This window comes from Rhodopseudomonas palustris (genome assembly GCF_003031265.1).
Classification (GTDB): domain Bacteria; phylum Pseudomonadota; class Alphaproteobacteria; order Rhizobiales; family Xanthobacteraceae; genus Rhodopseudomonas; species Rhodopseudomonas palustris_H.
This window is the reverse complement of record NZ_CP019966.1, coordinates 3,470,387-3,496,566: the sequence shown is the minus strand read 5'-3', so window position 1 is coordinate 3,496,566 and position 26,180 is coordinate 3,470,387. Positions and strand designations below refer to the sequence as shown.

At 66.0% G+C, this 26,180-nt stretch carries 27 protein-coding genes and 1 tRNA gene; 18 read left to right on the top strand and 10 right to left on the bottom strand.

Annotation, left to right across the window (positions count from 1 at the left end):
* Positions 1-64 precede the first annotated feature (64 nt).
* Genes RPPS3_RS16330 through RPPS3_RS16320 form a run of 3 tightly spaced genes read left to right on the top strand, consistent with a single transcriptional unit; the run spans position 65 to position 3,252 of the window.
* Positions 65-2,080, top strand: a complete 2,016-nt coding sequence (locus RPPS3_RS16330; RefSeq protein WP_107345023.1) for an acetyl-CoA carboxylase biotin carboxylase subunit — start codon at positions 65-67, stop codon at positions 2,078-2,080.
* A 6-nt stretch (positions 2,081-2,086) separates the two neighbouring features.
* A complete protein-coding gene (locus RPPS3_RS16325; RefSeq protein ID WP_107345022.1) occupies positions 2,087-2,953 on the top strand; it encodes an isocitrate lyase/PEP mutase family protein in 867 nt (288 codons plus the stop codon).
* Positions 2,953-3,252 carry an acylphosphatase gene (locus tag RPPS3_RS16320; protein WP_107345021.1) on the top strand — a complete coding sequence of 100 codons (300 nt, stop codon included), beginning with the start codon at positions 2,953-2,955 and terminating at the stop codon, positions 3,250-3,252. The genes RPPS3_RS16325 and RPPS3_RS16320 overlap by 1 nt, the downstream gene beginning before the upstream one ends.
* 18 nt (positions 3,253-3,270) lie before the next feature.
* On the opposite strand, the gene RPPS3_RS16315 is transcribed toward RPPS3_RS16320, so the two are convergent.
* A complete protein-coding gene (locus RPPS3_RS16315) occupies positions 3,271-4,119 on the bottom strand; it encodes a LysR family transcriptional regulator (protein WP_107345020.1) in 849 nt (282 codons plus the stop codon).
* Positions 4,120-4,227: 108 nt separating this feature from the next.
* Between RPPS3_RS16315 and RPPS3_RS16310 the strand changes: the two genes are divergently transcribed.
* Positions 4,228-4,659, top strand: coding sequence for a tautomerase family protein (locus tag RPPS3_RS16310; protein WP_107345019.1), 432 nt, complete (start codon positions 4,228-4,230; stop codon positions 4,657-4,659).
* 22 nt (positions 4,660-4,681) lie between these two features.
* Here the strand turns inward: RPPS3_RS16310 and RPPS3_RS16305 are convergent, their stop codons facing one another.
* Positions 4,682-7,306 carry an EAL domain-containing protein gene (locus tag RPPS3_RS16305; RefSeq protein ID WP_434006760.1) on the bottom strand — a complete coding sequence of 875 codons (2,625 nt, stop codon included), beginning with the start codon at positions 7,304-7,306 and terminating at the stop codon, positions 4,682-4,684.
* A gap of 266 nt (positions 7,307-7,572) precedes the next feature.
* Complete coding sequence (lipB, locus tag RPPS3_RS16300; protein ID WP_107345018.1) at positions 7,573-8,310, bottom strand: lipoyl(octanoyl) transferase LipB; 738 nt, start codon at positions 8,308-8,310, stop codon at positions 7,573-7,575.
* 66 nt (positions 8,311-8,376) lie between these two features.
* Between lipB and RPPS3_RS16295 the strand changes: the two genes are divergently transcribed.
* Together RPPS3_RS16295 and RPPS3_RS16290 are read left to right on the top strand one after the other, a co-directional pair.
* A complete protein-coding gene (locus RPPS3_RS16295; RefSeq protein ID WP_011158713.1) occupies positions 8,377-8,619 on the top strand; it encodes a FliM/FliN family flagellar motor switch protein in 243 nt (80 codons plus the stop codon).
* 78 nt (positions 8,620-8,697) lie between these two features.
* Positions 8,698-8,782: transfer RNA gene (locus tag RPPS3_RS16290), tRNA-Leu, on the top strand.
* A gap of 108 nt (positions 8,783-8,890) precedes the next feature.
* Here RPPS3_RS16290 and RPPS3_RS16285 read toward each other — a convergent pair.
* The 4 genes from RPPS3_RS16285 to RPPS3_RS16270 all read right to left on the bottom strand — a co-directional run bounded on the left by RPPS3_RS16285 (position 8,891) and on the right by RPPS3_RS16270 (position 12,126).
* Positions 8,891-9,352 carry an RES family NAD+ phosphorylase gene (locus RPPS3_RS16285; RefSeq protein ID WP_107345017.1) on the bottom strand — a complete coding sequence of 154 codons (462 nt, stop codon included), beginning with the start codon at positions 9,350-9,352 and terminating at the stop codon, positions 8,891-8,893.
* A complete protein-coding gene (locus RPPS3_RS16280; RefSeq protein ID WP_107346643.1) occupies positions 9,352-9,780 on the bottom strand; it encodes an antitoxin Xre/MbcA/ParS toxin-binding domain-containing protein in 429 nt (142 codons plus the stop codon). Before RPPS3_RS16280 ends, RPPS3_RS16285 begins: the two co-directional genes overlap by 1 nt.
* A gap of 85 nt (positions 9,781-9,865) precedes the next feature.
* Positions 9,866-11,185: a polysaccharide deacetylase family protein gene (locus RPPS3_RS16275; protein WP_107345016.1), complete on the bottom strand. Its 1,320-nt coding sequence runs from the start codon at positions 11,183-11,185 to the stop codon at positions 9,866-9,868.
* Positions 11,186-11,322: 137 nt separating this feature from the next.
* On the bottom strand, positions 11,323-12,126 hold the full coding sequence (locus tag RPPS3_RS16270) for a polysaccharide deacetylase family protein (protein ID WP_107345015.1): 804 nt from the start codon (positions 12,124-12,126) through the stop codon (positions 11,323-11,325).
* Between the two features lie 161 nt (positions 12,127-12,287).
* Between RPPS3_RS16270 and mgtE the strand changes: the two genes are divergently transcribed.
* From mgtE to RPPS3_RS16250, 4 genes are all read left to right on the top strand, one after another.
* Positions 12,288-13,709: a magnesium transporter gene (gene mgtE, locus RPPS3_RS16265; protein WP_107345014.1), complete on the top strand. Its 1,422-nt coding sequence runs from the start codon at positions 12,288-12,290 to the stop codon at positions 13,707-13,709.
* Positions 13,710-13,762: 53 nt separating this feature from the next.
* Complete coding sequence (locus RPPS3_RS16260; RefSeq protein ID WP_234820243.1) at positions 13,763-14,119, top strand: helix-turn-helix domain-containing protein; 357 nt, start codon at positions 13,763-13,765, stop codon at positions 14,117-14,119.
* Between the two features lie 54 nt (positions 14,120-14,173).
* Positions 14,174-15,007 carry an aldo/keto reductase gene (locus tag RPPS3_RS16255; RefSeq protein ID WP_107345012.1) on the top strand — a complete coding sequence of 278 codons (834 nt, stop codon included), beginning with the start codon at positions 14,174-14,176 and terminating at the stop codon, positions 15,005-15,007.
* Positions 15,008-15,080: 73 nt separating this feature from the next.
* Positions 15,081-15,875 carry a YdcF family protein gene (locus tag RPPS3_RS16250; RefSeq protein WP_107345011.1) on the top strand — a complete coding sequence of 265 codons (795 nt, stop codon included), beginning with the start codon at positions 15,081-15,083 and terminating at the stop codon, positions 15,873-15,875.
* 5 nt (positions 15,876-15,880) lie between these two features.
* Here the strand turns inward: RPPS3_RS16250 and RPPS3_RS16245 are convergent, their stop codons facing one another.
* A complete protein-coding gene (locus tag RPPS3_RS16245; RefSeq protein ID WP_107345010.1) occupies positions 15,881-16,165 on the bottom strand; it encodes a DUF3253 domain-containing protein in 285 nt (94 codons plus the stop codon).
* 117 nt (positions 16,166-16,282) lie between these two features.
* On the opposite strand from RPPS3_RS16245, the gene RPPS3_RS16240 reads away from it, so the two are divergent.
* From RPPS3_RS16240 to RPPS3_RS16225, 4 genes are all read left to right on the top strand, one after another.
* Positions 16,283-16,939 carry a glutathione S-transferase family protein gene (locus RPPS3_RS16240; protein WP_107345009.1) on the top strand — a complete coding sequence of 219 codons (657 nt, stop codon included), beginning with the start codon at positions 16,283-16,285 and terminating at the stop codon, positions 16,937-16,939.
* A 213-nt stretch (positions 16,940-17,152) separates the two neighbouring features.
* On the top strand, positions 17,153-17,344 hold the full coding sequence (locus RPPS3_RS16235; RefSeq protein WP_107345008.1) for a hypothetical protein: 192 nt from the start codon (positions 17,153-17,155) through the stop codon (positions 17,342-17,344).
* Between the two features lie 178 nt (positions 17,345-17,522).
* The gene (locus RPPS3_RS16230; RefSeq protein ID WP_107345007.1) at positions 17,523-18,590 is read left to right on the top strand and encodes a hypothetical protein; all 1,068 of its coding nucleotides are present in this window, start codon (positions 17,523-17,525) and stop codon (positions 18,588-18,590) included.
* Positions 18,591-18,627: 37 nt separating this feature from the next.
* Positions 18,628-19,047, top strand: coding sequence for a DUF1489 family protein (locus tag RPPS3_RS16225; protein ID WP_107345006.1), 420 nt, complete (start codon positions 18,628-18,630; stop codon positions 19,045-19,047).
* 15 nt (positions 19,048-19,062) lie between these two features.
* On the opposite strand, the gene panC is transcribed toward RPPS3_RS16225, so the two are convergent.
* Positions 19,063-19,914, bottom strand: a complete 852-nt coding sequence (gene panC / locus RPPS3_RS16220) for a pantoate--beta-alanine ligase (RefSeq protein ID WP_107346642.1) — start codon at positions 19,912-19,914, stop codon at positions 19,063-19,065.
* 256 nt (positions 19,915-20,170) lie between these two features.
* Between panC and RPPS3_RS16215 the strand changes: the two genes are divergently transcribed.
* The 4 genes from RPPS3_RS16215 to RPPS3_RS16200 all read left to right on the top strand — a co-directional run bounded on the left by RPPS3_RS16215 (position 20,171) and on the right by RPPS3_RS16200 (position 23,798).
* Complete coding sequence (locus RPPS3_RS16215; protein ID WP_107345005.1) at positions 20,171-21,094, top strand: division plane positioning ATPase MipZ; 924 nt, start codon at positions 20,171-20,173, stop codon at positions 21,092-21,094.
* Between the two features lie 274 nt (positions 21,095-21,368).
* Positions 21,369-22,196, top strand: a complete 828-nt coding sequence (locus RPPS3_RS16210; RefSeq protein WP_107346641.1) for an alpha/beta fold hydrolase — start codon at positions 21,369-21,371, stop codon at positions 22,194-22,196.
* Positions 22,197-22,273: 77 nt separating this feature from the next.
* Positions 22,274-23,014 (top strand): hypothetical protein, encoded by a 741-nt coding sequence (locus tag RPPS3_RS16205; protein WP_107345004.1) that lies wholly within the window; start codon positions 22,274-22,276, stop codon positions 23,012-23,014.
* A gap of 55 nt (positions 23,015-23,069) precedes the next feature.
* The gene (locus RPPS3_RS16200; protein WP_107345003.1) at positions 23,070-23,798 is read left to right on the top strand and encodes a DnaJ domain-containing protein; all 729 of its coding nucleotides are present in this window, start codon (positions 23,070-23,072) and stop codon (positions 23,796-23,798) included.
* Positions 23,799-24,090: 292 nt separating this feature from the next.
* Here the strand turns inward: RPPS3_RS16200 and RPPS3_RS16195 are convergent, their stop codons facing one another.
* Complete coding sequence (locus RPPS3_RS16195; protein WP_107345002.1) at positions 24,091-25,848, bottom strand: serine hydrolase; 1,758 nt, start codon at positions 25,846-25,848, stop codon at positions 24,091-24,093.
* Positions 25,849-26,180 lie beyond the last annotated feature (332 nt).

Genomic DNA, 26,180 nt, shown 5'->3' with positions numbered 1-26,180 from the left:
CGCAATGCCCCGTCGCTGCCCCGCCCGGGACAGCAGAACCATCCAAGGTTGCAAGAAAAAGAGCATGTTCAAACGAATTCTGATCGCCAACCGCGGCGAGATCGCCTGCCGGGTCATCAAGACCGCGCGTCGTATGGGTATCGAGACGGTCGCCGTCTATTCCGAGGCGGACCGCGACGCGCTGCACGTCGAAATGGCCGATGAAGCGGTGCTGATCGGCCCCCCGGCGGCGGCCGAGAGCTATCTGGTGATCGAGAAGATCGTCGAGGCCTGCAAGAAGACCGGCGCCGAGGCGGTGCATCCGGGCTACGGTTTCCTGTCCGAGCGTGAGGCGTTCGCTAAGGCGCTGGCCGAGGCCGGCATCGTGTTCATCGGCCCGAACCCCGGCGCGATCGCCGCGATGGGCGACAAGATCGAGTCGAAGAAGGCCGCCGCGCAGGCCAAGGTTTCGACCGTGCCTGGCTTCCTCGGCGTGATCGAGGACGACAAGCACGCGGTGAAGATCGCCGACGAGATCGGCTACCCGGTGATGATCAAGGCCTCCGCCGGCGGTGGCGGCAAGGGCATGCGCATCGCGCACTCGCGGGCGGAAGTCGCCGAAGGCTTCAACCTCGCCAAGGCCGAGGCCAAGGCCTCGTTCGGTGACGACCGGGTCTTCATCGAGAAGTTCATCGTCGATCCGCGCCACATCGAAATCCAGGTGCTCGGCGACAAGCACGGCAACGTCATCTATCTCGGCGAGCGTGAGTGCTCGATCCAGCGCCGCAATCAGAAGGTGATCGAAGAAGCGCCGAGCCCGCTGCTCGACGAAGTCACCCGCCGCAAGATGGGCGAGCAGGCGGTCGCGCTGGCCAAGGCCGTGAACTACGACTCCGCCGGCACCGTCGAATTCGTCGCCGGCCAAGACAAGAGCTTCTACTTCCTCGAAATGAACACCCGCCTGCAGGTCGAACATCCGGTCACCGAAATGGTCACCGGCATCGACCTGGTCGAGCAGATGATCCGCGTGGCGGCCGGCGAGAAGCTGGCGTTGGCGCAAAAGGACGTCACGCTGAAGGGCTGGGCGATCGAGTCCCGCGTCTATGCGGAAGATCCGTTCCGCAACTTCCTGCCGTCGATCGGCCGCCTGGTGAAGTATCGCCCGCCGGCCGAGAGCGCGGCTTCCGGCATCACGGTGCGCAACGACACCGGCGTGCAGGAGGGCGGCGAGATCTCGATGTTCTATGACCCGATGATCGCCAAGCTGGTGACGCACGGGCCGTCGCGCGCCGCGGCGATCGAGGCGCAGACCCACGCGCTCGACGCGTTCTACGTCGACGGCATCCGCCATAACATTCCGTTCCTCTCGGCGCTGATGACGCATCCGCGCTGGCGCGAGGGCAATTTGTCGACCGGCTTCATCGCCGAGGAATTCCCGCAAGGCTTCCATCCGCGGGTGCCGGAGGGTGAAGTCGCCCGCCGCATCGCTGCGGTCGGCGCGGCGATCGACCGGGTGATTGGCGAGCGCAAGCGCAAGATCTCGGGCCAGATGATCGGCCGCGCGGTGATCCGCGAGCGCCGCCGCTGTGTCTGGCTGGAGCGCAGCGAAGTGCCGCTCGACGTGATCCGCGAAGGTGAGGCGTTCGTCGTCCGCTTCGCCAATGCTGACGGTTCGCTCGGTCAGCCGCACCAGTTGCTGTCGTCCTGGATGCCGGGCGATCCGGTGTGGGAAGGCACCATCGACGGCCATCCGGTCGCGGTGCAGGTCCGCGCGATCCCGAACGGCTTCAAGCTGGCGCATCACGGCTACGAAGTGTCGGTCAACGTTTTCACCGAGCGTGAAGCCGCGGCCGCGCGCTGGATGAAGGAAGCCGATAAGGCTGACACCGGCAAGAAGGTGCTGTGCCCGATGCCGGGCCTGATCGTGTCGATCGCGGTGACCGAAGGCCAGGAGGTCAAGGCCGGCGAGACGCTGGCGGTGGTCGAGGCGATGAAGATGCAGAACGTGCTGCGCGCCGAGCGCGACGGCACCGTCAAGAAGATCCACGCCGCGGCCGGAGCGACGCTCGCGGTCGATGCGCTGATCCTCGAGTTCGCGTAAGCCGCCGTGGCTTGGCGCGACCGCCGCAGCGCATTGCGGGCAATCCTCACCGGATCCGCCTGCGTGCGCCCGGCGTCGGTGTACGATGCCATCTCGATCCGGATCGCCGACGACCTCGGCTTTCCGTTCGGGATGTTCGGCGGCTCGGTGGCCTCGCTGGCGATCCTCGGCGATCCCGACATCGCGCTGATCACGTTGACCGAGCTTGCCGAGCAGGTGCGGCGGATGAGCCGCGCCGCGGCCCTGCCGGTGGTGGTCGACGCCGACCACGGCTACGGCAATGCGCTCAACGTTCGCCGCACCGTCGAAGAACTCGAAGCGGCGGGCGCCGCGGGTCTCACCATTGAAGACACGCTGCTGCCGCAGGCTTACGGCGAGGCCAAGCCGCAGCTTGTGTCGCGCGAGGAGGGGCTCGGCAAGATCAAGGCCGCGCTCGATGCGCGGCACGATCCCAACCTAGTTATTTTCGGCCGCACCGGTGCCTGCTCAATCACCTCGCTCGATGATGCGATCGAACGCGCGCTGGCCTATGAGGCCGCTGGCGTCGATGCGTTGTTCTTCACCGGCGTGAAGACCCGCGCGCAGCTCGAAGCGATCAGCGCCGCAACCACGCTGCCGCTGGCGCTCGGTAGTCCGCCGGCCGAGCTCGGCGACTTCGATCATCTTGCGGGCAGGCGTGTCCGCATTGCGGTGCAGGGCCATGCGCCGATCGCTGCTGCGACCGAGGCGGTGTTCAAAACGTTGTCGGCGATCAAAGCCGGCGCCACGCCGAAGCAATTGACCGGGCTCGCCGGCGCCGACCTGATGGACAAGGTGACGCGCGCCGACGTCGTCACCGATCGGGGCGAACACTTCCTCGGTGTGAAGCGCTGATGAGCGAGATCATCCGGCAGGTGACGATCCGCGGCCGGGTGCAGGGCGTCGGCTATCGGACCTGGCTCGCTCACACCGCCGAGGCCATGGGTCTGCAAGGGTGGGTCCGTAATCGCCGTGACGGCAGCGTCGAAGCCACTCTGGCCGGTGGCGACCACGTCGTCAGCGAGATGATCGCGCGATGCCAGCACGGCCCATCGGCGGCGCGGGTCGAAGCGGTGGTGGCAGAGACCGCACAGCCTGACGTCCTGAACCTGCGTCAGCCGGGCGAGCGTTTTTCGATCCTGTCGACCCTGTGAGACTGGCGCGACGCTGGCTTAGCCTGCGATCTGCCTGAATGTCGCCGCCAAAGTCCGGAGCGCCGCGCGCCGGCTCGCATCGCTGACGCGGGAGTGCAGCACGACCGGCGACGCAGGCAGGCGTGGCAGCTTCAGTTTGGCACCGACATCGACGAGTCCGGGCGGCGCGATGCGTTTGGCCAGCGGTGCGACGGCGAGGCCGGCGAGCGCCGCGGCGACCACCGCACTGACGCCGCCGCCGACGAACACTTCGGTCCATGACACCCTGGCCTTGTCGAGCGCTCGCACCGCGGTTGCCCGTACGCCGCACGGCGCAGCGAGCGAGGCCAGCGCAACGGGCGCGCCGTGGACGAGATCGAAATCGGGCGCTGCGAACCAGCCGAATTCATCGCGCAGCAAGGTCTCCCCACCGCGTCGCCCCGCGCTTTCGCGGATGCAGATCGCATCCAGCTCTGCGCGATCGAACGCGTCGACTAAGTCGCGCGAGAACCCAATGTTGACTTCGATCCGCAGGTCGGAGCGCCCTCGGCCAAGCCGGGCCAGCAGCGGCACCAAATCCGGCCCGGCGACGTGGTCGCTGATTCCAAGCCGGAGTGACTGAACGATCACGCGCTCGCTGGCGACCGCGCGATCGTTCGTCTCGATCAGCGCGCGGGCCCGATCCAGAAATGCCGAGCCTTCTGCGGTCAGCCCGACCGAGCGCGGCGAGCGCTCCAGCAGTCGTCGTTCGAGCAGCGCCTCCAGGCGCTGCAGCCGCATGCTGACCGCGGCCTGGGTGGTGCCGAGCGCTTCGGCGGCCCGCGTGAAGCTGCGCAGGTCGGCGACGTGGACGAAGGCGCGTACCGCGGCGATGTCGAGGTCGATCATCTCATCATCAGAAATCGTTATGATTGAAACGCAGATTGATACTGTAGCGTGATCTATGGGCGGGGTCTAGCTTCTGCGGCATCGAACACTTGTTGAGAGGAGCTACCGATGCCGCTGATCACCGTGCATTATTCGACGCCGCGCCCGACCTCGGACCTGAAGCCGCGGATCGCCGCCGCGGCCAGCGATCTCGCCGCCACCATCCTGCACAAGGATCCCAAGGTGACGGCGGTGATCGTGGAGCAGGTCGATCCGGACGACTGGTTCGCGGCCGGTGCCTCGCTGGCGGATCAGAACCTCGCCAGCTTCTGGCTCGACATCCGGATCGTCGACAGCAGCAACACTAAGGACGAGAAAGCGGAGTTCATTGCTGCGACCTACGCCCGCATGGGCGAGTTGCTCGGACCGCTGCATTCGGAGAGCTATGTCCACGTCAACGGCGTGCGGGCCGACGGCTATGGCTTCGGTGGTCTGACCCAGGAGCAGCGCTATATCGCGCGCAAGCTCGCAGCCACACCGCGATCGGCAGCCGTGGCGTAAGCGCGCGCAAACGCGGTGGCGGTTAGTTCCGCCGCCGCGTGGCAGTGAACGGCGCCGGCCGGTCATCCGTGCTCGTCGGGCTAATGCGCTCCATCATGGTGCCGGCGCGGGAGGCGCTGTAGCCGAGCAGCCATTGCTCGAACGCAGCCGGCGCCAGTGCTGGCGCATACAGGAAGCCCTGGGCGACGTCGCAACCGAGCTCGCTCAGGAGCTGGAATTGAGCGGGGGTCTCGACGCCTTCGGCGACGACGCTGAGGGCGAGGCTCTGGCCGACCCGCACCACGGTGGTGACGACGGCGCGGGCGGTGGGGCTGGTCTCAAATTCGCTCATGAAGCCGCGATCGATCTTGAGCTCGCGGATCGGCAATTGCGCCAGCCGGTTGAGATTGGAATAGCCGGTGCCGAAATCGTCGAGCGACAGCCCGACCCCGATCCGGCGCAGCGCCATCATCGTCTCGTGCGCGGTCGAGCGGTTGTCCTGGGCGACGCCTTCGGTGACTTCGAGCATCAGAGCTTCGGGCGGCAGGTGATAGGTCGCGAGCGTGTCGGCCACCAGTGTCGGCAGCGCTGGATTCTCGAAGTTGATCGGCGACAGATTGACGGCGACGCTCGGCACCTCGAGTCCCTGGTCGCGCCATGCCCGCATCTGCCGGCAGGCCTCGCGGATCGACCAGCACGCGATCTGGTCGATCAGGCCGCACTCTTCGGCGAGCGGAATGAATTTTGTCGGCGGCACCGGACCGAGCGCCGGATCGTTCCAGCGCGCCATGGCTTCGACGCCGTGCAGCGCGCCATCGCCGGTGCGGATCTGCGGCTGGTAATGCAATTCGAGGCGGCTGTTCGCTAGCGCCGAGCGTAGCGCGGCCGCATAGGCCATCCGCTGCTCCGCCGCGCCGTGCATGTCGCAATTGAACAGCCGGTAGGTCGAGCGGCCCGAACGCTTGGCGCGATACATCGCGGTGTCGGCCTGGTTGATCAGCGTGTCGAGGTCGGTGGCGTTGTCGGGATACAGGCTGACGCCGATGCTGGCCGACATCGGCACCTGGCTGTTGCACAGCGCGAACGGTACCATCAGCGCCTCGCTGATCCGAGCCACCACCGGTTCAATCTCAGCCGGCTCCCGGTTCGGAAGCACGACGACGAATTCGTCACCGCCGAGCCGGCCCACAACGTCGCCGGGCTGAACCTGATCGCGCAGCCTTCGGGCGAACTCGATCAGGAATTCGTCGCCGGCGGCATGGCCCAGCGTGTCATTGATGTCCTTGAAGTTGTCGACGTCGAGAAACGCCAGCGCAACGTTGCGGCCTCGCGGGCAGGCTGCGGTCGCTTCGCCGATCAGATCGCGCAGCCGCGCCCGGTTGGGCAGGCCGGTCAGCATGTCGAAATAGGCAAGGCGCGCGATCTGCGCCCGCGACTCCATGCGCTCGATCGCGAGCGCGCCGAGATGCAGGCAGGCATCGACGATGCGGTGATGCCAATGGCTCGGCGGACGGGAGGCACGGAAATAGAACGCGAAGGTGCCGATCACACGGCCGTCCTTGGCCTTGATCGGCGACGACCAGCAGGCGCGCAGCCCGATTTCCAACAGCCGCTTCTTGAACGGCTCCCAGCGCGGATCGGTGTCGATGTCGAGCGCCAGCACCGGTTCGCCGTAATACGCCGCGGTGCCACACGCGCCGACCTGCGGGCCGATCGACACGCCGTCGAGCGCGCGCGAGTAATCCTCGGGCAGGCTCGGGCCACCGAGCGGGTGCAACAGCCCCTGCGCGTCGACGTGCAGGATGGTGGAGACCACGTCCGGCGCGATTTTCTCGACAAAGCGGCACATCCGGTCGGCGACGTCGGTGATCGGAATCTCGTCCGCGAGTGCGCTGAGCGTCAGCTGCTGCAGCATACGCAATTGCCGGGTTTCCGAGATGTCGGTCAGCAGTGCGAAGACCTGCGTGATCCTGCCTTGCGGATTGCGCAGCGCTTTCACGTCGGCCGAGATCCAGATCTCGTCACCATTGTGATCGTAAACCAGGATCTCTTCTTCGCCGCCCTCGGTATCGGCGATCCATCGTTTCAGGCTGGCGATCGTCCGGCGATTGGTGTGGTTGCCGGCGAGGAGATCGATGACATTGCGGCCTTTGACATCCGTGGCGCCGTAGCCGAACAGGCTGGTGAACGCGGCGTTGGTGTAGAGCAGCCTCAGATCGGCATCTGTAACCAGCACCGCACGGGTGGTGCGGTCAGCGATCGAGGTGAGTAGTTCGATGCCTTTGCGGCGCTCCATCTCGGGCGTGATATCGCGCGCGGTGACGAGAGTGTAGTTGTGGCCGTACGTGCTGATCGTCGATTGCGTGAGCTCGGCGCTGATGACTTGGCCGTCCGGTCGTGGGATTTCGAGAATGGCGACGCCGTTCGATGTAGCGTGCGGGAAGAAGACACCGGAAGTTGGCTTCGAGGTCGTTCCGGCGAGGCCGATGACCTCGGCGTGACGTCCGACGATGTCCGTGCGACAGATCCCCCAGATCCGTTCTGCGGCTCGGTTGAAAAGGCAGACATTGCCAGCATCATCGATAACGACAGCAGCATCGCGCGTCTGGTCGAGCGCGGCGCGCCACAGCGACTGATTATCGGGAGAACTGGTGGGGCGTTGGATCATTCTTCAAACGAGGTACTAGGACAACTACGAGGGTGGCGCGGCCGCGGCTAATGAGACCGTCGCTGATCTATCCTTGCTAACGTGACGAAAGCGTTGTCAGTGCCGCGCGGCGGGAACCGAGCGGTTTCATCCTTACAATTCCGTTGCTGGAGTCTGTGACTCGACGCGACGGCCGCTGGCCAAATCGAGCTTTACGGCTGATTGTGACTGTCGCGGTTCCGGCGAGTCATCCCTTCATGCGCGCGGATCGATGCCGGCGGAGGAGGTCAGGCGGTCTCGGTTGTTGTCGAGCGGGTTTCGCCGAAGATGGTCTCGAACGCCGCGCGGAGAGCGATATCCACGTCGGTCATCACCACGGGCAGGCCGAGGTCGACGAGGCTGGTGACGCCATAGCGCGGATCGCTGATGCCGCAGGGGACGATCGCCTTGAAATGCGACAGGTCGGGTTCGACGTTGATGGCGATGCCGTGCAGCGACACCCAGCGTTTCAGCCGGACGCCGATCGCCGCGATCTTGTCCTCGTAGCCGTCGCCTTTATCCGGGCGGCGGACCCAGACGCCGACCCGATCCTCGCGACGCTCGCCGCGGATGTTGAAGGCATCGAGGGTGGCGATGATCCATTGTTCGAGCGCTGCCACATAGGCGCGCACGTCCGGGCGCCGGCGCTTCAGGTCGAGCATCACATAGGCCACGCGTTGGCCGGGGCCATGATAGGTCAGCTGGCCGCCGCGGCCGGTGGTGAACAGCGGGAAGCGTTCCTCCAGCAGGTCGGTGGCATGGCCGCTGGTGCCTGCGGTGTAGAGCGGCGGGTGCTCCAGCAGCCAGACCAGCTCGGGCGCGTCGCCCGCAGCGATCGCCGCGGCCCGTGCCTCCATGGTCGCCACCGCCTCCGGATAGTCGACCGGCGAATCGGAAATCTGCCATTCCACCGCCGGCGAGCCGTCGGCCGGCTTTAGAGCGGTCCAATCCAGCGTCTGGCGGGGGGAAGTGGGGGCGTTAATCATTGGATAACCATAACGTGGTGTCGTCGACCACGTCTTCGTTCCTCAGGCAAGTCAGTCCGGGTTCCAGTGCCGACACTCGATAAAGTTTCCGTCGATCTGATGGTGGTTCTCGGGACCACCTCAATGCCGATCCACCAAGTGCTGCGGCTGAGCCGCGGCGCCATCATCGAACTGGACGCCACCGAAGCCGACGAGGTCAAGATCCTCGCCAACAACATGCCGATCGCTTCCGGCATGGTTTTGGTCGATCGCAACCGAATTGCGGTCGAGGTCAAACAGATGTTGCCGCGATCCCCAGATCGAAGGTGATCTGGCCTTGTGGCCTCATCATTGTTTTGTTAAATGGGCGCCGTCGATCCGGTCGGCGATGCCCGAAACCGGTCCCAAGCGCTCGTGGCGGAATTGGTAGACGCGCTGCCTTGAGGTGGCAGTGAGTAAAATCGTGGGGGTTCGAGTCCCTCCGAGCGCACCACTTCCGCGCCGGCCGGCAGTTCGGCGCACCCCTCCCAAACAACCTGACGACCTGATCTCGCGCATAAGAACTGCGAGAACGTTGGCATTGGATGCCAAAGCCCGATCGTCAGAACAGGCGGGGATCGAGGGTGAACGGCTCGATGTCTGCGATTCTGATCCGGTCGGCGCCAGGATGCCGGTGGTTGATCAGAACGTTCAGATCGGGTGATCCGTCGATCGGGACGATCGCGGATGGGACCCGCAGCAGCGGGGCCGAGAGCGAGGCGTGCCACGCATTACCGCGCTGCTGCGTCCAGCTTTCTCGACGTCGCCAATCGGTCGGAAGGGCGGAAAGTGGCACGTCGTCGACGGACAAGTCGTCCGGTGCTTCGTAGCGCACCATCGTCAGCTCAGGCAGCAGCAGCGGGTCTTCGACGTGCACCAGCTTCTCCAGCACACAGAGAGCGGGCGATGTCGCGCAGTAGGTGACGGGCCGGCCGACGGTGTTCCAACGGCCGTCGAAGAGCAGTCCATAACCACCGTCGAACGTCTGCGCATGACGGGCGAGAGACAGTCGCCACAGGCGCATCAGGCGGCTGCGCCCCAAGCAATCTTGCCGAGCACCATCTCGATCAGCCTGGCGCCAGCCTCGGTTTGCGCGACGGTGAGGGGTGTTTCGCCGTTGAGCTCAGCCAGAGGGCGGCGAAGCCAGGGGCTGGCCTTGTCCACGCCGAAGGTGTCCTCGGCGAGGCTCTGAATGCGCAGCAGGCGGACAGCCCGATCGGATTCGTCGATCGTGAGTGGCTGATTGCGCTCGGCGCGGTGTCGGCGTGTCCGCTGCGGGATGACGAACTGCTCGATTTCCTGATCGCTCAGTCCGGCGCGGCTCAATCCCTGGAGGGCGGCGAGGGGGAGCCGGTTGCGGACCACCATGGCCAGGTCTGCCTGGGACCGAACCGTTGCACCGAGTACCGGCTTGCCGCCGAGCTTATCCGCGACCGTTTCAATGATGGACATCGTTTGCCCCACCTATAGCGTCGGCAATATGCCATCAATTTAATGGCAAATTGCCGGACGGCAAGGGGCGGGTGCGGTAACCGGATCAGTGATTGAGCGGGCGAGGGCGGCTGCCGGTGTCGAGCGGGGCGCGCTGCAGGCCTTCGGGGGCGATTCCGACGCTGCCGGCGATCGGGCGGGCGGCGGCGCCGATATCGATCGACATCGTGCGGCCATTGGCTTGGCGGACCTGCGGCGCCGCTTCGTGGGCGGCCCGATCGGCTTTTACCGAGACCATGGCGCGGATCATCGGGGCGGTCCGTTCGGGAAGCGCGAACAGGCTCGGTGACGGGACCGGCAGGGTGATCAGGCTGTCGGTCGATTCGACCAGAGTCTGCCGCGGCCACGGCGCGTGCTGCGGCGTCGGCACTTGGCCGCGCGCCAGGCGATTCGACCGGATCGGCGCGCTGCCTGGAATCAGGCGGTCGCGATCGAGGCCGATGTCGGCGAGTTCGGGGGCCGGCAGCATCTCCTCATTGGCGAACACGAAGCGCGGCACCTTCGGCCAGCGCACCTTCGCCACCGTCTCGGAAGCCGGATGCAGCCGCCACTCCTGCGGTTCGGTCGGCGTCTTCGGCAGCTCCGGCGTCGCCGCGACCACGTGCACGATCTTGTAGCCGCCCGCCTTCAGCGCCTGAAGGATGCGCGGCAGCGCCGCCACGGTGCGCGGCTGGATGTCATGCAGCAGTAGGATACCCTTGCCCTTCGCGGCCAGCCGGCTCATCGCCAGATGGAACACGGTGTCGGGCGAGACGTGGCGCCAGTCGTCGGCCGGGAAGTCGGCGCTCCACGCCTGGATGCCGCGGGAGGCAAGGTATCCTTCAACCGCTTCGGCCCGCAGCAGGCCGGGAATGCGGAAGAACGGCGACAGCGCGGCGCGGTCGCCACCGAGCGCGGCGAGCGTCGAGGCGATGCCTTCGTCGACCTCCTGCTGGGCCTGCTCCACCGACATCCGGTTGAAGCTCAGCGGATGATTCTGGCTGTGGGTGCCGATGGTGTGGCCGGCGTCGCGCAGCTTGCGCACGCCGGCGGGAAACGTCGTCGCCATCCGCCCGACGACGAAGAACGTCGCCTTGACGCAGTCCTTGGCCAGGATGTCGAGAACCTGATTGCTTTCGCGCGGCAGCGGGCCGTCGTCGAAGGTCAGCACCACCTCGTGGTCGCGCAGCGGCAGCGTCTCGCTGTATTGCATCGTGCCGATGCGCGGATGCTCGCGCGGATCGACGACCAGCGTGCGCGATGTGCCGAGCGCATCGGGATTGCCGGGGCAGCTTGCCGCGCGGGCCTGTTGGGGCGGGAGGGTGAGAGCGGCGGCGACGCAGGCCGCACCAACGAGAGACGAAATTCGCAACGAACGTTCAGACAACAGTGCACCGCCTTCACGCGACCGACAGCGCGGTTCACGACGCCCGAATCCCAACCCGGACCGAAAAATAAAACCGCGTCATGAACGGCTGCTTAACCGTTCAAAGTTCCATGGCGATTCTGGGACGCGGGGCCGGCTCAGCGCGCAGTGCGGCCATGCGTATCCGACGCCACCGCGTGACCGGCTTCGTCGGAGGGCACCACGTGCACGACGCGGTAGTGGTTTTCGCGCAGCCAGCGCAGGAAGGCCGGCATCATCTCGGCGGTCTGCTTGCGCGGATCGTGAAACAGGATGATGCCGCGGCCGGTTGCTGTCAGCCGCTCGGTGATCAGCTTGAGCTGTTCGTCGGGCGTCATCGGATTCCAGTCGCTGGCCCACAGATCGGCGCCGAAAACCGGAATGCCGCGCGCCTGCAGATCATCCAGCAGCGCGGGGGTGGATTCGAAATACGGGAAGCGGAAGAACCGGGTGGTCGCCACCGGAATGCCCTTGGCGCGCATCACCGCTTCGTCGGCCGCGATGCCGCGGTCGATCTCGGTCAGCGCGTCGGCATGGCTCAGCGCCGACAGATGCTGATGGGTGTAGGTGTGGTGGCCGATGGTGTGACCGCCGGCCGCGATCCGCCGCACCATGTCGCCCATTTCGGACGCGGGTTTGCCGACCAGGAAGAACGTGGCGCGGACGCACTCGTCGGCGAGCGCCTTCAGCACCGTCGGGGTCGTGGCGGCTGGACCGTCATCGAACGTCAGCACGACTTCGCGATCAGCAAGCGGCAGGGTTTGCGGGAAGCTCTTGAGGCCGACGCGCGGAGAGGTCGCCGGATCGACGGTGAGCACCCGCGAGGTGCCGAGCGTGCCGGGGCGGGGGCACTCGGCGGCGTGAGCAGTCCCGCCGAGGGCGGCGAGGGCGACAAAAGCAGCTGCGGTGCGCGCGATGATCACGACACCCTCCGGGTTGGCGGATTGTTGGTGGGTGTCACGAATATCATTGCGCTTTGCTTCACCGATTGGTTATTGCCACGGGCATTCGCGCCGCCGTTCGACAGTGCATCTTGCCCGACGGCGCCCGATTTCTGCAACCAGTAAAACCCGCGGGAGCCCCCATGACCGACGACGTGGATGCGGTCGTGCGGCCCGATCTGGCCGCTCTCGATCCTGTGGCAATGCGGGATGACCATGGCGATCTCCGGGCCGAGTTCGTCGAGGCGGTGTCTCACGCCATCGCTGCCGAGGACGCGGGTTCGCTGCGGGCCGTGGTGTCCGAACTCCACGAGGCCGACCTCGGCGACCTGATCAAGGCGCTGGATTCCGACGAGCGGGTCCGGCTGGTGGAACTGACCGGGGCCGATTTCGACTTCTCTGCGCTCAACGAAGTCGACGAAACCGTCCGCGAGGAGATCCTCGAAGAGCTCGAGCCGGCGACCGTCGCCGAGGGTGTCCGCGAACTGGATTCCGACGACGCCGTCGAGCTGCTGCAGGTGCTCGACGAAGAGGATCAGGATGAGATCCTCGATAAGCTGCCGCCCTCCGAACGCGATGCGCTCGAGCGCAGCCTCGACTATCCGGAAAGCTCCGCCGGCCGGCGGATGCAGACCGATTTCATCGCCGTGCCGCGGGACTGGACCGTCGGCGAAGCGATCGACTTCATGCGCGAGACCGCCGAGCTGCCGGATCGTTTCTACGAGATCTACGTCGTCGACGGCGTCAATCACTGGCAGGGCGCGGTGTCGCTGGATCGGCTGCTGCGGTCGCATCGCAATGTGCCGCTGCCTGAACTGGTCGACGAGGACCGCCGCAAGGTGTCGGTGGACGACGATCAGGAGGAGGTCGCCCGGCTGTTCGGCAAGTACAACCTCGTCGCCGCCCCCGTGGTCGACGGCCAGAAGCGCCTGGTCGGCGTCATCACCATCGACGACGTCGTCGACGTGATCGAGGAAGAAGCCGACGAAGACCTCAAGGCGCTGGGCGGCGTCACCAGCGATGAAGAACTGTCCGACCGGATGTGGACGATCGCGCGCGGCCGGTTCAACTGGCTGCTGGTCAACCTCGCCACCGCGTTCCTGGCGTCCTCGGTGCTCGGCCTGTTCGAGGATCAGCTACAGCAGATGGTGGCGCTGGCGGTGCTGGCGCCGATCGTCGCCAGCCAGGGCGGCAACGCCGCGACCCAGACCATGACGGTGGCGGTGCGGGCGTTGGCCACCCGTGAACTCGGCGCCTGGAATGCGGTTCGGGTGGTGATGCGCGAGGCGCTAGTCGGCCTCGTCAATGGTGTCGCGTTTGCGCTGATCACCGGCATCGCGGCCTACGCCTGGTTCAGGGTGCCGGGCCTCGGCGTGGTGATCGGGCTGGCGATGATCTGCAATCTGGTCGCCGGCGCGCTCGGTGGTATCCTGATCCCGATGGCGCTGGAAAAAATGCGGGCCGACCCGGCCGTGGCCTCAGGCACCTTCGTCACCACCGTCACCGACGTGGTCGGCTTCTTCGCCTTCCTCGGTATCGCAACGCTGTGGTTCGGACTGAAGTAATCCTCTTCACGGGCTGTTAACGCTGTTGGCGGACGATTCCGTCCATGACCCAGATACAGCGGCTGCGGCTCAAGGCGGACGGACGGATCGTCGAACTACGCGACGGCCACGAGTTTCCGCTCGTGCCCAATGGTGCCGAATCCGCCGGGCGCGGATCGGAGCCTGAGCCGAAGGTGCGCGACCTGCGGCGGCGGGCGGGCCTGACCCAGACCGAATTCGCCGCGCGTCTTGGCGTTCCGGTCGAGACCATCCGGAACTGGGAGCAGGGCAAGCGCAGCCCGCGGGGACCTGCGCGTGCGCTGCTGACCGTGATCGCCCATACGCCCGATGTGGTGTTTGCGGCTTTGGCCGGTCGGCGGGAAGAAATTAGTAAGCTCGTCGCAGCGCCAGCGATTGGCAGCGAGTGCTGATCGGTTCATACTACTTCTGATCAGTCTGCGTACCCAAAATGCGGGACGATCGTCATGCAGACCGCCGACGCGCACTTCGTCGAGGCCCATGGGGCGAAGATTCCCCCAATCGGGCTCGGGACCTGGGAACTGAGCGGCCATAGCTGCGCGCGGATCGTCGAGCAGGCGCTCCGCCTCGGCTATCGCCATATCGACACCGCCCAGATCTACGAGAACGAGCGCGAGGTCGGTGAGGGCATTCGCAACTCCCACATCCGCCGCGATCAGCTGTTCGTCACCACCAAGGTCTGGACCACGCATTTCGCGCCCAATGACCTCATTCGCTCGGCCAAGGAGAGCCTGGTCAAGCTGCGGCTGTCCGAGGTCGATCTGCTGCTGTTGCACTGGCCGAACGCGCATGTGCCGCTGGCGGAAACCCTCGGTGCTCTGTCGCAGGCCCGCGCGCTCGGCCTGACGCGGCATATCGGTGTTTCGAACTTCACGGTCGCGCTGCTCGCGGAGGCGGTCGCGGTCTGTCCGGCGCCGCTGGTGTGCAATCAGGTCGAGTACCACCCGTTTCTCGATCAGCAGAAGGTGCTCGCCGCCTGCGCGCTGTACGGCATGGCGCTGGTCGCCTACAGCCCGATCGCCCGCGGCAACGCCAAGAAAAGCGAAGTTCTCACCAGGATCGGCACCGTGCACGGCAAGACCGCGGCGCAGGTCTGCCTGCGCTGGCTGATCCAGCAGAACGTCGCGGCAATTCCGCGCAGTTCGCGGCTCGAGCGGCTGGCGCAGAACATCGACGTGTTCGACTTCGAATTATCGGAAGCCGAAATGCAGGAGATCTTCACCCTCGGCAGTCCGAAGGGACGGCTCACCACGATGGCGACCGCCCCGGTGTGGGACTGAGCGCTACCCGCCGTTGACCTCGCTGCCGGAATAACGCACGTCGCTGAGACGACCTTCAGCGTTCCGGTGACCGATGTTCTTCCTGCTCTCCAAGATCCTCGGCTTCTTCGTCCATCCGTCCAACACGATCGCGATGATCTGTGTGGCGGGCCTGGTGCTTATGCTGACGCGGTGGTGGCGGGCCGGGCGGGCGCTCTTGATCGGCGGCGTCGTGCTGCTGCTGATCGCCGGTTACTCGCCGCTCGGCAACGTGCTGCTGCTGTCGCTGTCGGAGCGGTTTCCGCCCTGGCACGAGGCCGGGCGCGCGCCGGATGGCATCATCGTGCTCGGCGGAGCGATCGATTCCGAACTCAGCGCGGCTCGTAACACCCTCGAACTCGACGCCTCGGCCGAGCGTGTCCTTGCTACGCTGGATCTGGCGCGGCGCTATCCGAAGGCGCGGATCGTGTATAGCGGCGGCAGCGGCAATCTGATCCAGCGCTCGGTCGCCGAAGCGCCGCTCGCCGGCGAACTGCTGGAGCGGTTCGGTCTGGCGTCGGATCGCGTGGTGCTGGAGGACAAGTCGCGGACGACCGCCGAGAACGCCGCCTATACGCGTGCTCTGGTGTCGCCGAAGCCCGGCGAACTCTGGCTGCTGGTGACGTCGGCGTTTCACATGCCGCGGTCGATCATCGCATTCCGTGCTGCCGGCTTCGACGTCGTGCCGTATCCGGTCGATTGGCGAACGCGCGGCAGCGAGGACGCGGCACGCACGTTCTCGACGCTCGCAGCCGGGCTCGCCCGCACCGACATCGCCGTGCATGAATGGGCGGGGCTGCTTGCCTATCGGCTCGGCGGCAAGACGACGTCGCTGCTGCCGTCGCCGTAAGCCACTCAGTCGTGGCGCGGCAGGCCGAGCCGGTACACGCCGCGGAAGTCGTTCGGATCCGCCGGCTTGCCCTTGCGGTAGATCACCAGTCGGCCGTCCAGCGCCAGCGCCACGGCCGCGCGCCGGATCGGCATCAGCAGGCCATGCCAGTCACCTTCGGGGCGAAGCGCGTGAGCGATCTCCGGCGCGCTGAGCGTGCCGTGGCCGGCTTTATTCAGCACGGCGAGGATGTCGTCTTCGAGGGCGGAGACAGGCGAGGCGGGGGCAGGCGCCGAATCGTGAGGGGTCATGGCAATGCAGTGCCGCAATGGCCGGCGCGCCGCAACCTCGACCGATTGACAGTCGCAGCGGCCGTGGATTGATTGCCGAGGGACGCATCGCTGCGGGGATGAAGGGAGTTTTCGGCCATGGCGCGGACGCTGGTGATCGGCAACAAGAACTACTCGTCATGGTCGATGCGGCCGTGGATCGCGCTGAAGGCCACCGGCGTCACATTCGATGAGGTGGTGATCCCGCTCTACACCGGCGATGCCGACAAGCGCCGCATCCTCGCCTTCACGCCGGCCGGCAAGGTGCCGGTGCTGGTCGACGGCGACGTCTCGATCTGGGATTCACTGGCGATCATCGAATACGCTGCCGAGCGCTTTCCCAAGGCCCAGCTCTGGCCCGACGATGTCGCCGCGCGGGCTCACGCGCGGTCGGTTGCGGCTGAGATGCACTCCGGCTTCGTCGCGCTCCGCACCGAGTGCGGCATGAACATCCATCGGCCGGTCGGCGCCAAGCCGCTGTCGGATGCGGCGCGTGCGGACATCGCGCGGGTGCAGGAGATCTGGACCGACTGCCGTCACCGCTACGGCCGTTTCGGGCCGTATCTGTTCGGCCGCTTCAGTGGCGTCGATGCGATGTTCGCGCCCGTCGTGCACCGGTTTCGCACCTATGCGGTCGAGGTCGACCCGATCGCGCAGGGCTACATGGAAGTGATGATGGCGCTGCCGGCATTCCAGGAATGGACTCAGGCAGCCCTGGCCGAGACCTGGATCATCGACAAATTCGAGACCGATTGACCTGCGGAAGGGGATTCATTCCCAAGCCCCTCCGGTTCCTCGCTTTCAGGCGCCTAGATCGCTGAAAAACAAGCAAAATCGGGGCGCCAGCCATGCGTGATTCACTGGCCAGGAGAGCGTCTCGCGTGCTATAAGCGCGCGGGGTTTGGGGGGAGCCGATCACACCCGGCAACAGGGATCGGATCGGTATTCAAGTGGCGCAGGAGTTGAGCGTTGAAGCACAAGTTCGTGGTAGGTGAATCCGTCTATTTTACCGCCAGCAACGTTGCCCGTCCGGCAGCCAGCGGTATGTACGAAATCGTCCGGCTGCTCCCGACCGATGGGTCTGATTGCCAGTATCGTATCAAGAATATCTCCGAGGCGTTCGAACGAGTCGCCAAGGAGAGCCAGCTCAGCATCTGCTGAGCCCCGCATCGTCTTTCTTCCAAAGACATACCAGCCTCTGAGATCATCATCGCTGTCCTGACGTCCCTTCGGGGGCAGGGGACAGCGATCTCGGGGCCGCGTTTCGCCAAGTCTTGCGCCCATTTTGGTCGTAAAGCCGGTGTTGAGTAGCCGGATCGGCGCTCAGGGGACAACGCGCATGGATTGGGCTGCTTGGTCGACTTGGCTCGACCAGATTCTGCATTCACCAAATTTTCCGATGTGGGCCACCGTCGCGGTTGCGGCATTCGTGGCGCTGCTGGTGCTGATCACGTTGCTGCGGGCCGACAAGTCGGTCGCTAACGGCGCGCTGGTGGCGATCACCATCGGCGCGATCGGTCTGGCCGGCTATTCGGCGTTTCGCGGCTTTGGCAGCTCGGGGAACGGGCAGGCCTCCGGAGAGGCACGCGATCCGATCGCCAAGGCGATGCCGGCACTGGCCTGCGTCGACGACCTTGCCGGCGATATGGTTCTGGCAGCCTGCGAGAAGGCGCTGTTCAGTTCGCCCGAGACCGTCGCGGCCGCGGTGTCCTATGCGTCGGCCCGGCTGGCGCGGCTGACCGCCCTCGGTGACGTCGCCGCCGCCGACAAGCAGATGACGCCGGAGCTGGCCCGGCTGCGCCGCGCGATCGAGCGCGACCGCTATGGGCTGATTGCCTATGTGCTGTCGTCGCAGGACCGCTGCCAGCCGACCGACTGCGCGGCATTCCGGTCGCTCACCGATTCCAGCCGGATCGCGGCGAATATCGGCGACCATCTCTACGAGACCACCCTAACCCGTTACGCGCCGAGCTGGGGCGGACTGCCGATGACCGCGGCCGGCGCAGGGCCGATCCCGGCAGCTCCTGCTGGGGCTGCGCTCCCGGTGCCGGGCGCCACGCCGGCGCTTGCAGGCGTTACCGAAGCGCCGAGCGGCAAGCCGACCGACATCGACTTTCCGACCTCGGCCTCAATTCCGCCCGTCAGCATCATGACGGAGCCCGCGCCGGCAAAGCCGGCGGCGGCTGCCGCTGCCGCTGCCCACGGCGCAGCCGCCAACGCCAAGAGCGCCCCGGCGGCCAAGAAGCCCCCGGCGCCGCCGGCTGCGGCCCAGGCGTCGGCCACCCACAATGCTGCCGGTGCGGCTGCCGCCAATCCTCCGCCCGCCAAGAGGCCGCCCGCTCCACCGAAACCTAAGCAGCCCGCGCCGGTCCAGCTTGCGCCGGAAGAGGCACCCGCGGAAAACTGACGGCGGCATTCTTCAGGAAGCGAGACAGTCGACCTCAATGGCTCTGCATTTGATCAAGCTCGCGGTGGGCTGCGAGTCGGTGAAGGATCTGACCGAGCGGGTGGCGGAGCGCGCCAGATCGGGTGGGCGGCATATCCACATCACCCGCATGGTGCCGAAGCGCGATGCGGAGTTGCTCGACGGCGGCTCGCTGTATTGGGTGATCCGCGGTGAAATCGCGGCGCGCGAAAGGCTGATTGCAATCGAGCCGTTTCGCGACGGCGACGGCATCAGCCGTTGCCGCCTGGTGCTGGAGCCGGAGGTGCACCCGGTCAGCCCGCGGCCGATGCGGGCGTTCCAGGGCTGGCGCTATCTCACCGCATCCGATGCGCCGCAGGACCTCGGCAAGGCCGCCGAGGGGATCGCGGCGATGCCGGAAACGATGCGCCGCGAGCTGCGCGAACTCGGGCTGCTGTAGGCGCGGCTATCCGCTTTAAACCGCGATATTATCGATCAGCCGGGTTTTGCCGAGCTTGGCGGCGACCAGCAGCCGGATCGGACCTTGCTTGGGCGATTTGATCGGCGCCAGCGTCTCGGCGTGGCGCGCTTCCAGGTAGTCGAGCACGAAGCCTGCTTCGGTGATCAACTCGGCGCCCGCGGTCAGCGACGACTCGATGCTCTTGCCCGCCTTGATCCGCTTCGCGACCTCTTTCATCGCCCGGTACAGCGTCGGCGCAACCGCGCGCTCCTCGGCCGACAGATAGACGTTACGGGACGACATCGCGAGGCCGTCGCGCTCGCGCACCGTCGGCGCGCCGATCACCTTGACGCCGAGGTCGAGATCGGCGGCCATCCGCGTCACCACGCGGAGCTGCTGGAAGTCCTTCGAGCCGAAGATCGCGACGTCCGGCCGGCACTGGATGAACAGCTTGCCGACCACGGTGGTGACGCCGCCGAAGAAGTGCGGGCGGAAGCGGTCTTCGAGGCCGGCGACGGCGGGGCCTTCGGTCGAGATCTTGGAGGCGAAGCCGTCCGGGTACATCACCTTGACGTCGGGATTCCAGATGAGGTCGACGTTCTCTCCCGCGAGCTTGGAGGCATCAGCCTTGAAGGTCCGCGGATACGAGCCGAAGTCCTCGTGTGGGGCAAACTGCGTCGGGTTCACGAACACCGAGACCACCACCTTGTCGGCGCGCCGCTTTGCCAAGCGAACCAGCGACAGGTGCCCGTCGTGCAGCGCGCCCATGGTCGGTACCAATGCCACGCTGGCGTTGCGCTTGCGCAGCTCGGCAAGCGCGCGGCGAAGGGCGGGGAGAGTGCGGGCGACAACGGGAGGACGGGACATCGAAGGCTCGATCGCGGTCAGCGGAGACAAGCCGCTCCAGGCGGCGGCGGAAAGGAATCCGATCTTATCAAGCCCCGGCGCTGACCGCCACCGGGGCGGCCTGCTGCGGAGGCAGCACGTTAAGCTTGATCGCGACCATCAGGCGCGCCGCGGATTCATGATGAAGCGCGAAGCCGCTTCCGTCACGGCCCATCTTACGCAATTTGCTTGACCCTCGACATGGCCGATTTGAAGATCGGCGACGAAAGGGAGATCGATGCTGATTGAGGCCCCCGAAAGTCAGTCCGGCTCGGCGCGCGTGATTGTGCTCGGCAACGAGAAGGGCGGCTCCGGAAAATCGACGCTGGCGCTGCACATCGCGGTGGCGCTGCTGAAGGCGGGGCAGCGGGTCGCAACCATCGATCTCGATTGCCGGCAGCGCAGCTTCACCCGCTACATCGCCAATCGCCAGGCGTGGTCGCAGCACGCGCGGCTCGATCTCGAACTGCCGGACCATTGCTGCCTGACCCTCGGCGAGACCATGCAGGTCGCCGACAATGAAGCCGACGAGTTTCAGCAATTCGCCGACGCCGTCGCAGCCGTCGAACACGATCACGACTTCATCGTGATCGATACGCCGGGCTCGGATAGTTATCTGATGCGGCTGGCGCATTCGATGGCCGATACGCTGGTCACGCCGATCAACGACAGCTTCCTCGATTTCGATGTCCTCGGCGGTGTCGATCCCACGACCTTCGAAGTCACCGGCGCAAGTCACTACGCGGAGATGGTGATCGATGCGCGGCGCCGGCGTCGCCAGCTCGACGGCTCGGACACCGACTGGATCGTGGTGCGCAATCGTCTGTCGACGATCGGGTCGCGAAATAACCGGATGGTCGCCGCCGGCCTGAAAGAGCTGGCGATGCGGATCGGCTTTCGGCCGCTCGACGGATTTGCCGAACGGGTGGTGTATCGCGAGTTCTTTCCGCGCGGCCTGACGGCGCTCGACAACCTCGATGCCGCGACGCTCGGGACGCGTCCGAGCATGGGGCACGTCACCGCGCGCGAGGAGGTGACGGATCTGCTGCGCCGGCTGAAGCTGCCGCTCGACGAGCGCGGCCGCCGTCGTGCCGCCAACCGCGCCGAGTGGTTCGCTCAGGCGGGGACGCCGCTCGAACTGCATGACATCGTCGGCGTGTAGTTCAAATTTTACCCAATCCTCTTCATTCTTTGGTCGGACATCAAAGCGGCACGCGCAGTGATCCGATGTCGCTGCCGCACCCTCCGGAGAAATTTCGAATTCGTACAACCCATTGAACGGCGAAAACTATTCCGATCGGCCGCGGCTTTGTGCAGTTGCACAAGGAGGGGGCGCAGATCCGCTAATCTTTGATCTTCCTGTCATATGACTGTGATTTATAGTCGTATGGTCGATCATCCTGGGCATGGGGCTACTGATCGACTCAGGATGGATGATGACCCGCGGAATAACAGTTCTGCTGGCGCTGTGCCTCGTCTCGGCCGTCGCTTACTTCACCGCCTCGAAATGGGCGATCCGGCATCAGACGCTGACGTTATACGATGCTTCGCGTCAGCGGCCGGTCGAGATCGACATCGCAGTTCGCCGTGACAAGGAGATGCAGGCCGAAGGCGGCCTCGCGGAGCTCCCGGTTGCGGTGCTCAATCACGGCAACACCGTCAAGTTTACCGAGTACTCGTTCCTTGCCAATCTGTTCGCCGCGCGTGGCTATCTGGCGATCAGCATTCAGCACGATCTGCCGACTGACGGTCCGCTGGTAACCAAGGTCGGAGAGCCTTATGTCGGCCGGCTGCCGGTGTATGAGAAGGGCGTCGCCAATATCGACTTCGCCGTTACGCAGCTGAAGACCATTCTGCCGAACGCCGACTATCACCACCTCACCATGGTCGGGCATTCCAACGGCGGCGACATTTCGATGTACTACGCCCATCTGCATCCCGAGCTGATCCGGCGGGTGGTGACGCTGGATAATCTGCGGGTGCCGTTCATGATCGACGGCAAGTTCAAGACGCTGACGTTCCGGTCCGAAGATCCGGTGTTCAAGACCGACCCCGGCGTGGTGCCGGCTCAGGAGGTCTGCGACAAGGCCGGCATCACGGTGGTCAACACCCAGTTTCAGCACACCGAGATGAGCGATCGCGGGCCGACGAGCGTCAAAAATGCGATCGCGGAGTCGCTCGATCGCTTCCTCGACGATGGCACCGCATCGATTAAGCCGAAGCCGGTGCCGCGCGGCCCGAGCGCGGTGGCCTCGGCCAAATAGGGAAGCCACCGCTGGCGGGCGTTGACGCTCGATCCCGCCGTCTCCACATAGGTCTCGCTGTTCCAGAGCGAGCCGTGATGTCCCGCGAGCCGACCTCAACTCCATCCCAGACGACCGTCCGCGACAACGGCACGGCGACGCCTGCGCCGTCGTCGTCCGCGGAGATTGCCGCCTTCGTCGCGAAGGCGCGCCAGATGGCGCCGAATGCCGCCGGAGCCCGCGGTCGCCTGGTGTTCGCGCTCGATGCCACGATGAGCCGGCAGCCGACCTGGGACATGGCCTGCGCGCTGCAGGCCGACATGTTCCGTGAGGCAGAGGCGATCGGCAGTCTCGATATTCGCCTGGTGTATTATCGCGGCTTCAACGAATGCCGGGCCTCGACCTGGATCTCGTCGAGCGCCGAACTGGCGCGGCTGATGGGCAAGATCGATTGCCGCGGCGGGCATACCCAGATCGGCCGCGTGCTAGCCGACGCCCGCAAGGAGGCGATCGCCGCCGGAGTCCGCGCCATCGTGTTCGTCGGCGACGCCATGGAAGAGCAGGCCGACGATCTCTGCGCCAAGGCGGGCGAGCTCGGCATGCTCAAGGTCCCGGTGTTCGTGTTCCAGGAAGGCGTCGACCCGGTCGCCGAGCAGACGTTTCGCGAGATCGCGCGGCTGAGCGGTGGGGCGTGGTGTCGCTTCGACCCGGGCGCTGCGGCGCAGCTCCGCGAGCTGCTGCGCGCCGCTGCTGCGTATGCGGCCGGCGGGCGGGAGGCGCTGCAGCGGCTGGCCGCGAGCGGCGGCGGCGCCGCGCTGCTGCTCGGGCAGATGCGATAGCCGCGCGCAATCCGGCGGCGGTGCTTTTTCTCGACGACCAACTTATATTCCGGCCATGCCTACGTTGATTGCCGGCGCTATCGCCGTTTTCGTGCTCTACACGCTGCTGCAGATGTTCCGGTCGGCCAATCCGGCGGTGCTGGCGCGGGCGCTAAAAATCGCCGGCGGGATCGTCACCCTGGCGGCTGCCCTGTTTACCGGCGTCAAAGGCGAGCTCGCGGTCGCAATCCCGCTCGGCCTGTTCGGCGCCGGGCTGCTTGGCTGGACGCCGCTGCAGAATGCCGGCTTCGGCAATCTCGGCGGGTTGTTCGGAGGGCTCGGCGGGCGCTCGCGGGGACAGGCCTCGACGGTGCGGTCGCAGTATCTGGAAATGGTGCTGGACCACGACAGCGGTTCGATGACCGGGCGGATCCTGGCCGGCCCCAATGCCGGCCGCTCGCTCGACGAATTCGACCTCGGCCAGCTGGCAGCGATGCTGGCCGGCTTCGATGCCGAGAGCTGTGCGCTACTTGAAAGCTATCTGGACCGCCGGTTTCCCGCTTGGCGTCAGAACGCGCATGGAGATGCGGCAGGGGGGCAGCGTAGCCAGGCGTCGGGCAGCAAAATGACGACCGAGGAAGCCTATGAGATCCTTGGCCTGCAGCCGGGAGCGGGGCCGGACGAGATCGGACGCGCCCACCGCACCCTCATGAAGAAATTGCATCCCGACCAAGGGGGGTCGACGTACCTTGCCGCCCGGGTAAACGCGGCCAAGGATACCTTGCTTCGAACGCATCGCAGCTAACTCCAGCAACGCAACTTTACGCTACAGACTGCGAGTGCCCTGATCCCGAATTGACGCCTCGGGTTGCCCGCCGCTTCGGCGTGGCTGTTGATTCAACTTTTATCGATCAATCCTTGACGAGTGGTTTCGCCGTGTTCCCGTCGTGCGCGATCGTTCGGTTCGATGCCGGCGCGGCGTTGGAGAGCATGGGCTCCGCATCTTCCGCCACGTCTTCAGCGGCGCTGTGAGGCCAAACGAAAAACGCGGCCGGGAGGGCCCGGCCGCGTTCGTGTTCTTCGAGATATCGGAAAGATCAGTTTTTGATGGTGAAGCAGGAGATGTCGGAGCGCTTCAGCTTGCGGCACACCGCTTCGGCTTCATCACGTTCCAGGCCAGCGAAGCGGGCGCGATACAGCTTGCGGTCGCCTCGGGTCGTCACGGTCTCGGTGAACGGATCGGCCTTGCCGAGCAGGCCACTGGCGTGCTCGCGGGCCGCCTCGAGGCGCTTGCGGGCTTCCGGCTCGCTTTCCAGCGCGCCGACCTGGATGATCCAGCCGCTGTGGGCGACAGTCTTGATCGCGCCGTTCTGCTGAACCGCCGGAGCAGCTGGGGTCGGAGCCGCCGGGGTGGGGTCGGCATAGGCCATCGCCTGCGAGTGCTTCGGCGCCATGTTGCCGGGCAGCACGCCGAGGATGCCCTGGCCGGTGCCGTGGCCGGCTGGCTGCTGGATCGCTTCGGGGCGGGCTTCGACACGGGCGACCGCGGCGTTGGAAGTTTCGGCCGGATCCTGGCGGGGCGACGGGATGGCGTTGGTGACGGGCGGGGCGGCGACGGCGGAGGCGAGCTTGATCGGGGCGGATTTGACCTGGACGGTCTTGACCCGGACCGGCTTCATCGGCTCGGCCGAGCCGGGAATGATCTGCAGCGGCTTGGATTCCAGGCTGCCGCTGTTGAACGGGCCGGGCTCCGGCTTGGCTTCCGCTTTCGGCTCAGGCGCAGCGACCGAGCGGGTCATCGGCGCGGCGGGGCGGGGGACTGGGACAACGGCGGCTTCCGGCGCGGCGGAGGCGACCTGAACGGCGCCCTGCACCTGAACCGCCGGCGCCGGACGGGTATCCTCGGCGACCTCGGTCTCGTCCGAGCCGGGCGAGCGCTCGCTGATGGCGGCAACGGTGCGGCGAGTCGCGCCCTTTTCCAGATTCTCGGCCAGCAGGTTGCGCATGATGGCGTCACGCGAGCCGCCGCTGCGGCCGCCGAGCACGACGCCGACCAGGAAGCGGTTGCCGCGGTGCATTGAGGTGACGAGGTTGAAGCCGGAGGCGCGGGTGTAGCCGGTCTTGATGCCGTCGACGCCTTCGACATTGCCGAGCAGCCGATTGTGATTGCGGATGGCGTGGCCGCGATAGTTGAAGACGGAGGTCGCGAAGTAGCGGTAGTAGCGCGGGAAGCGGTCCTGGATCGCGCGGCCGAGGATCGACTGGTCCCGGGCGGTGGTGACCTGCTCGTCGTTCGGCAGGCCGGAGGCGTTACGGTACACGGTGCGTGACATGCCGAGCGCCCGCGCCTTGCGGGTCATCAGCTTGGCGAAGTCGGACTCGCTGCCGCCGACGGTCTCGGCGTTCACCACGGCGGCGTCGTTGGCCGAACGCGTCACCAGGCCCTTGATGGCGTCCTCGACCCGCAGCGTCGAGCCGGGGCGCAAGCCGAGCTTGGTCGGCGCCTGCTCGGAGGCGTGCTCGGAGACTTCCATCTCGCTGTCGAGGCTGAGTTTGCCCTGTTCGAGCTTCTCGAACAGCAGGTACAGCGTCATGATCTTGGTGAGCGACGCCGGGTGACGAAGGCTGTCGGGGTTGGTGGCGGTGAGTACCGCACCGGTGTTGCCGTCGACGATGATCGAGGCGAAGGCGGGGTTGTAGCTGTTGCGCTCGACGTGATGGCGGGCGTGATGATGACGATGCCGCTTCCGGGCGTCGGCTGTGTCGGTTGTAAAGATCACCGCGGCTGAGATCGTCGCCAAGCCGAGCACGCAAACTCGCAGCGCGCGCGAGCTGAAGGAAATATTGCGGTGCATGAACGTCCCCGTCCGATCTTTCATCATTCACCGGGCCGTGAGGCAAAATTAAGCCCGTGCGGTCCGGTGACGTTGGAATCCAGCGTTGGAATCACTCGCTTGCCCGGCACCAGCGGCAGCTCCCGATCGATCGGGTAAGCGGCTGAATTGACGCGGCTTTTCGTGGCGAGCGCAAATGTTTAGGGATTCAGGTTAGGAGCGGGCGGTTTCGAAAAGGTTAAGCATCTGTTGCGTTGATGCCGAGGATTCGCCGGATTGGTATCGCAATGCAGCATATTCCGCCACCCCGGGCTCGGCTCGGGGTGGTGGATGGATGATGCCGGACTCTGGAT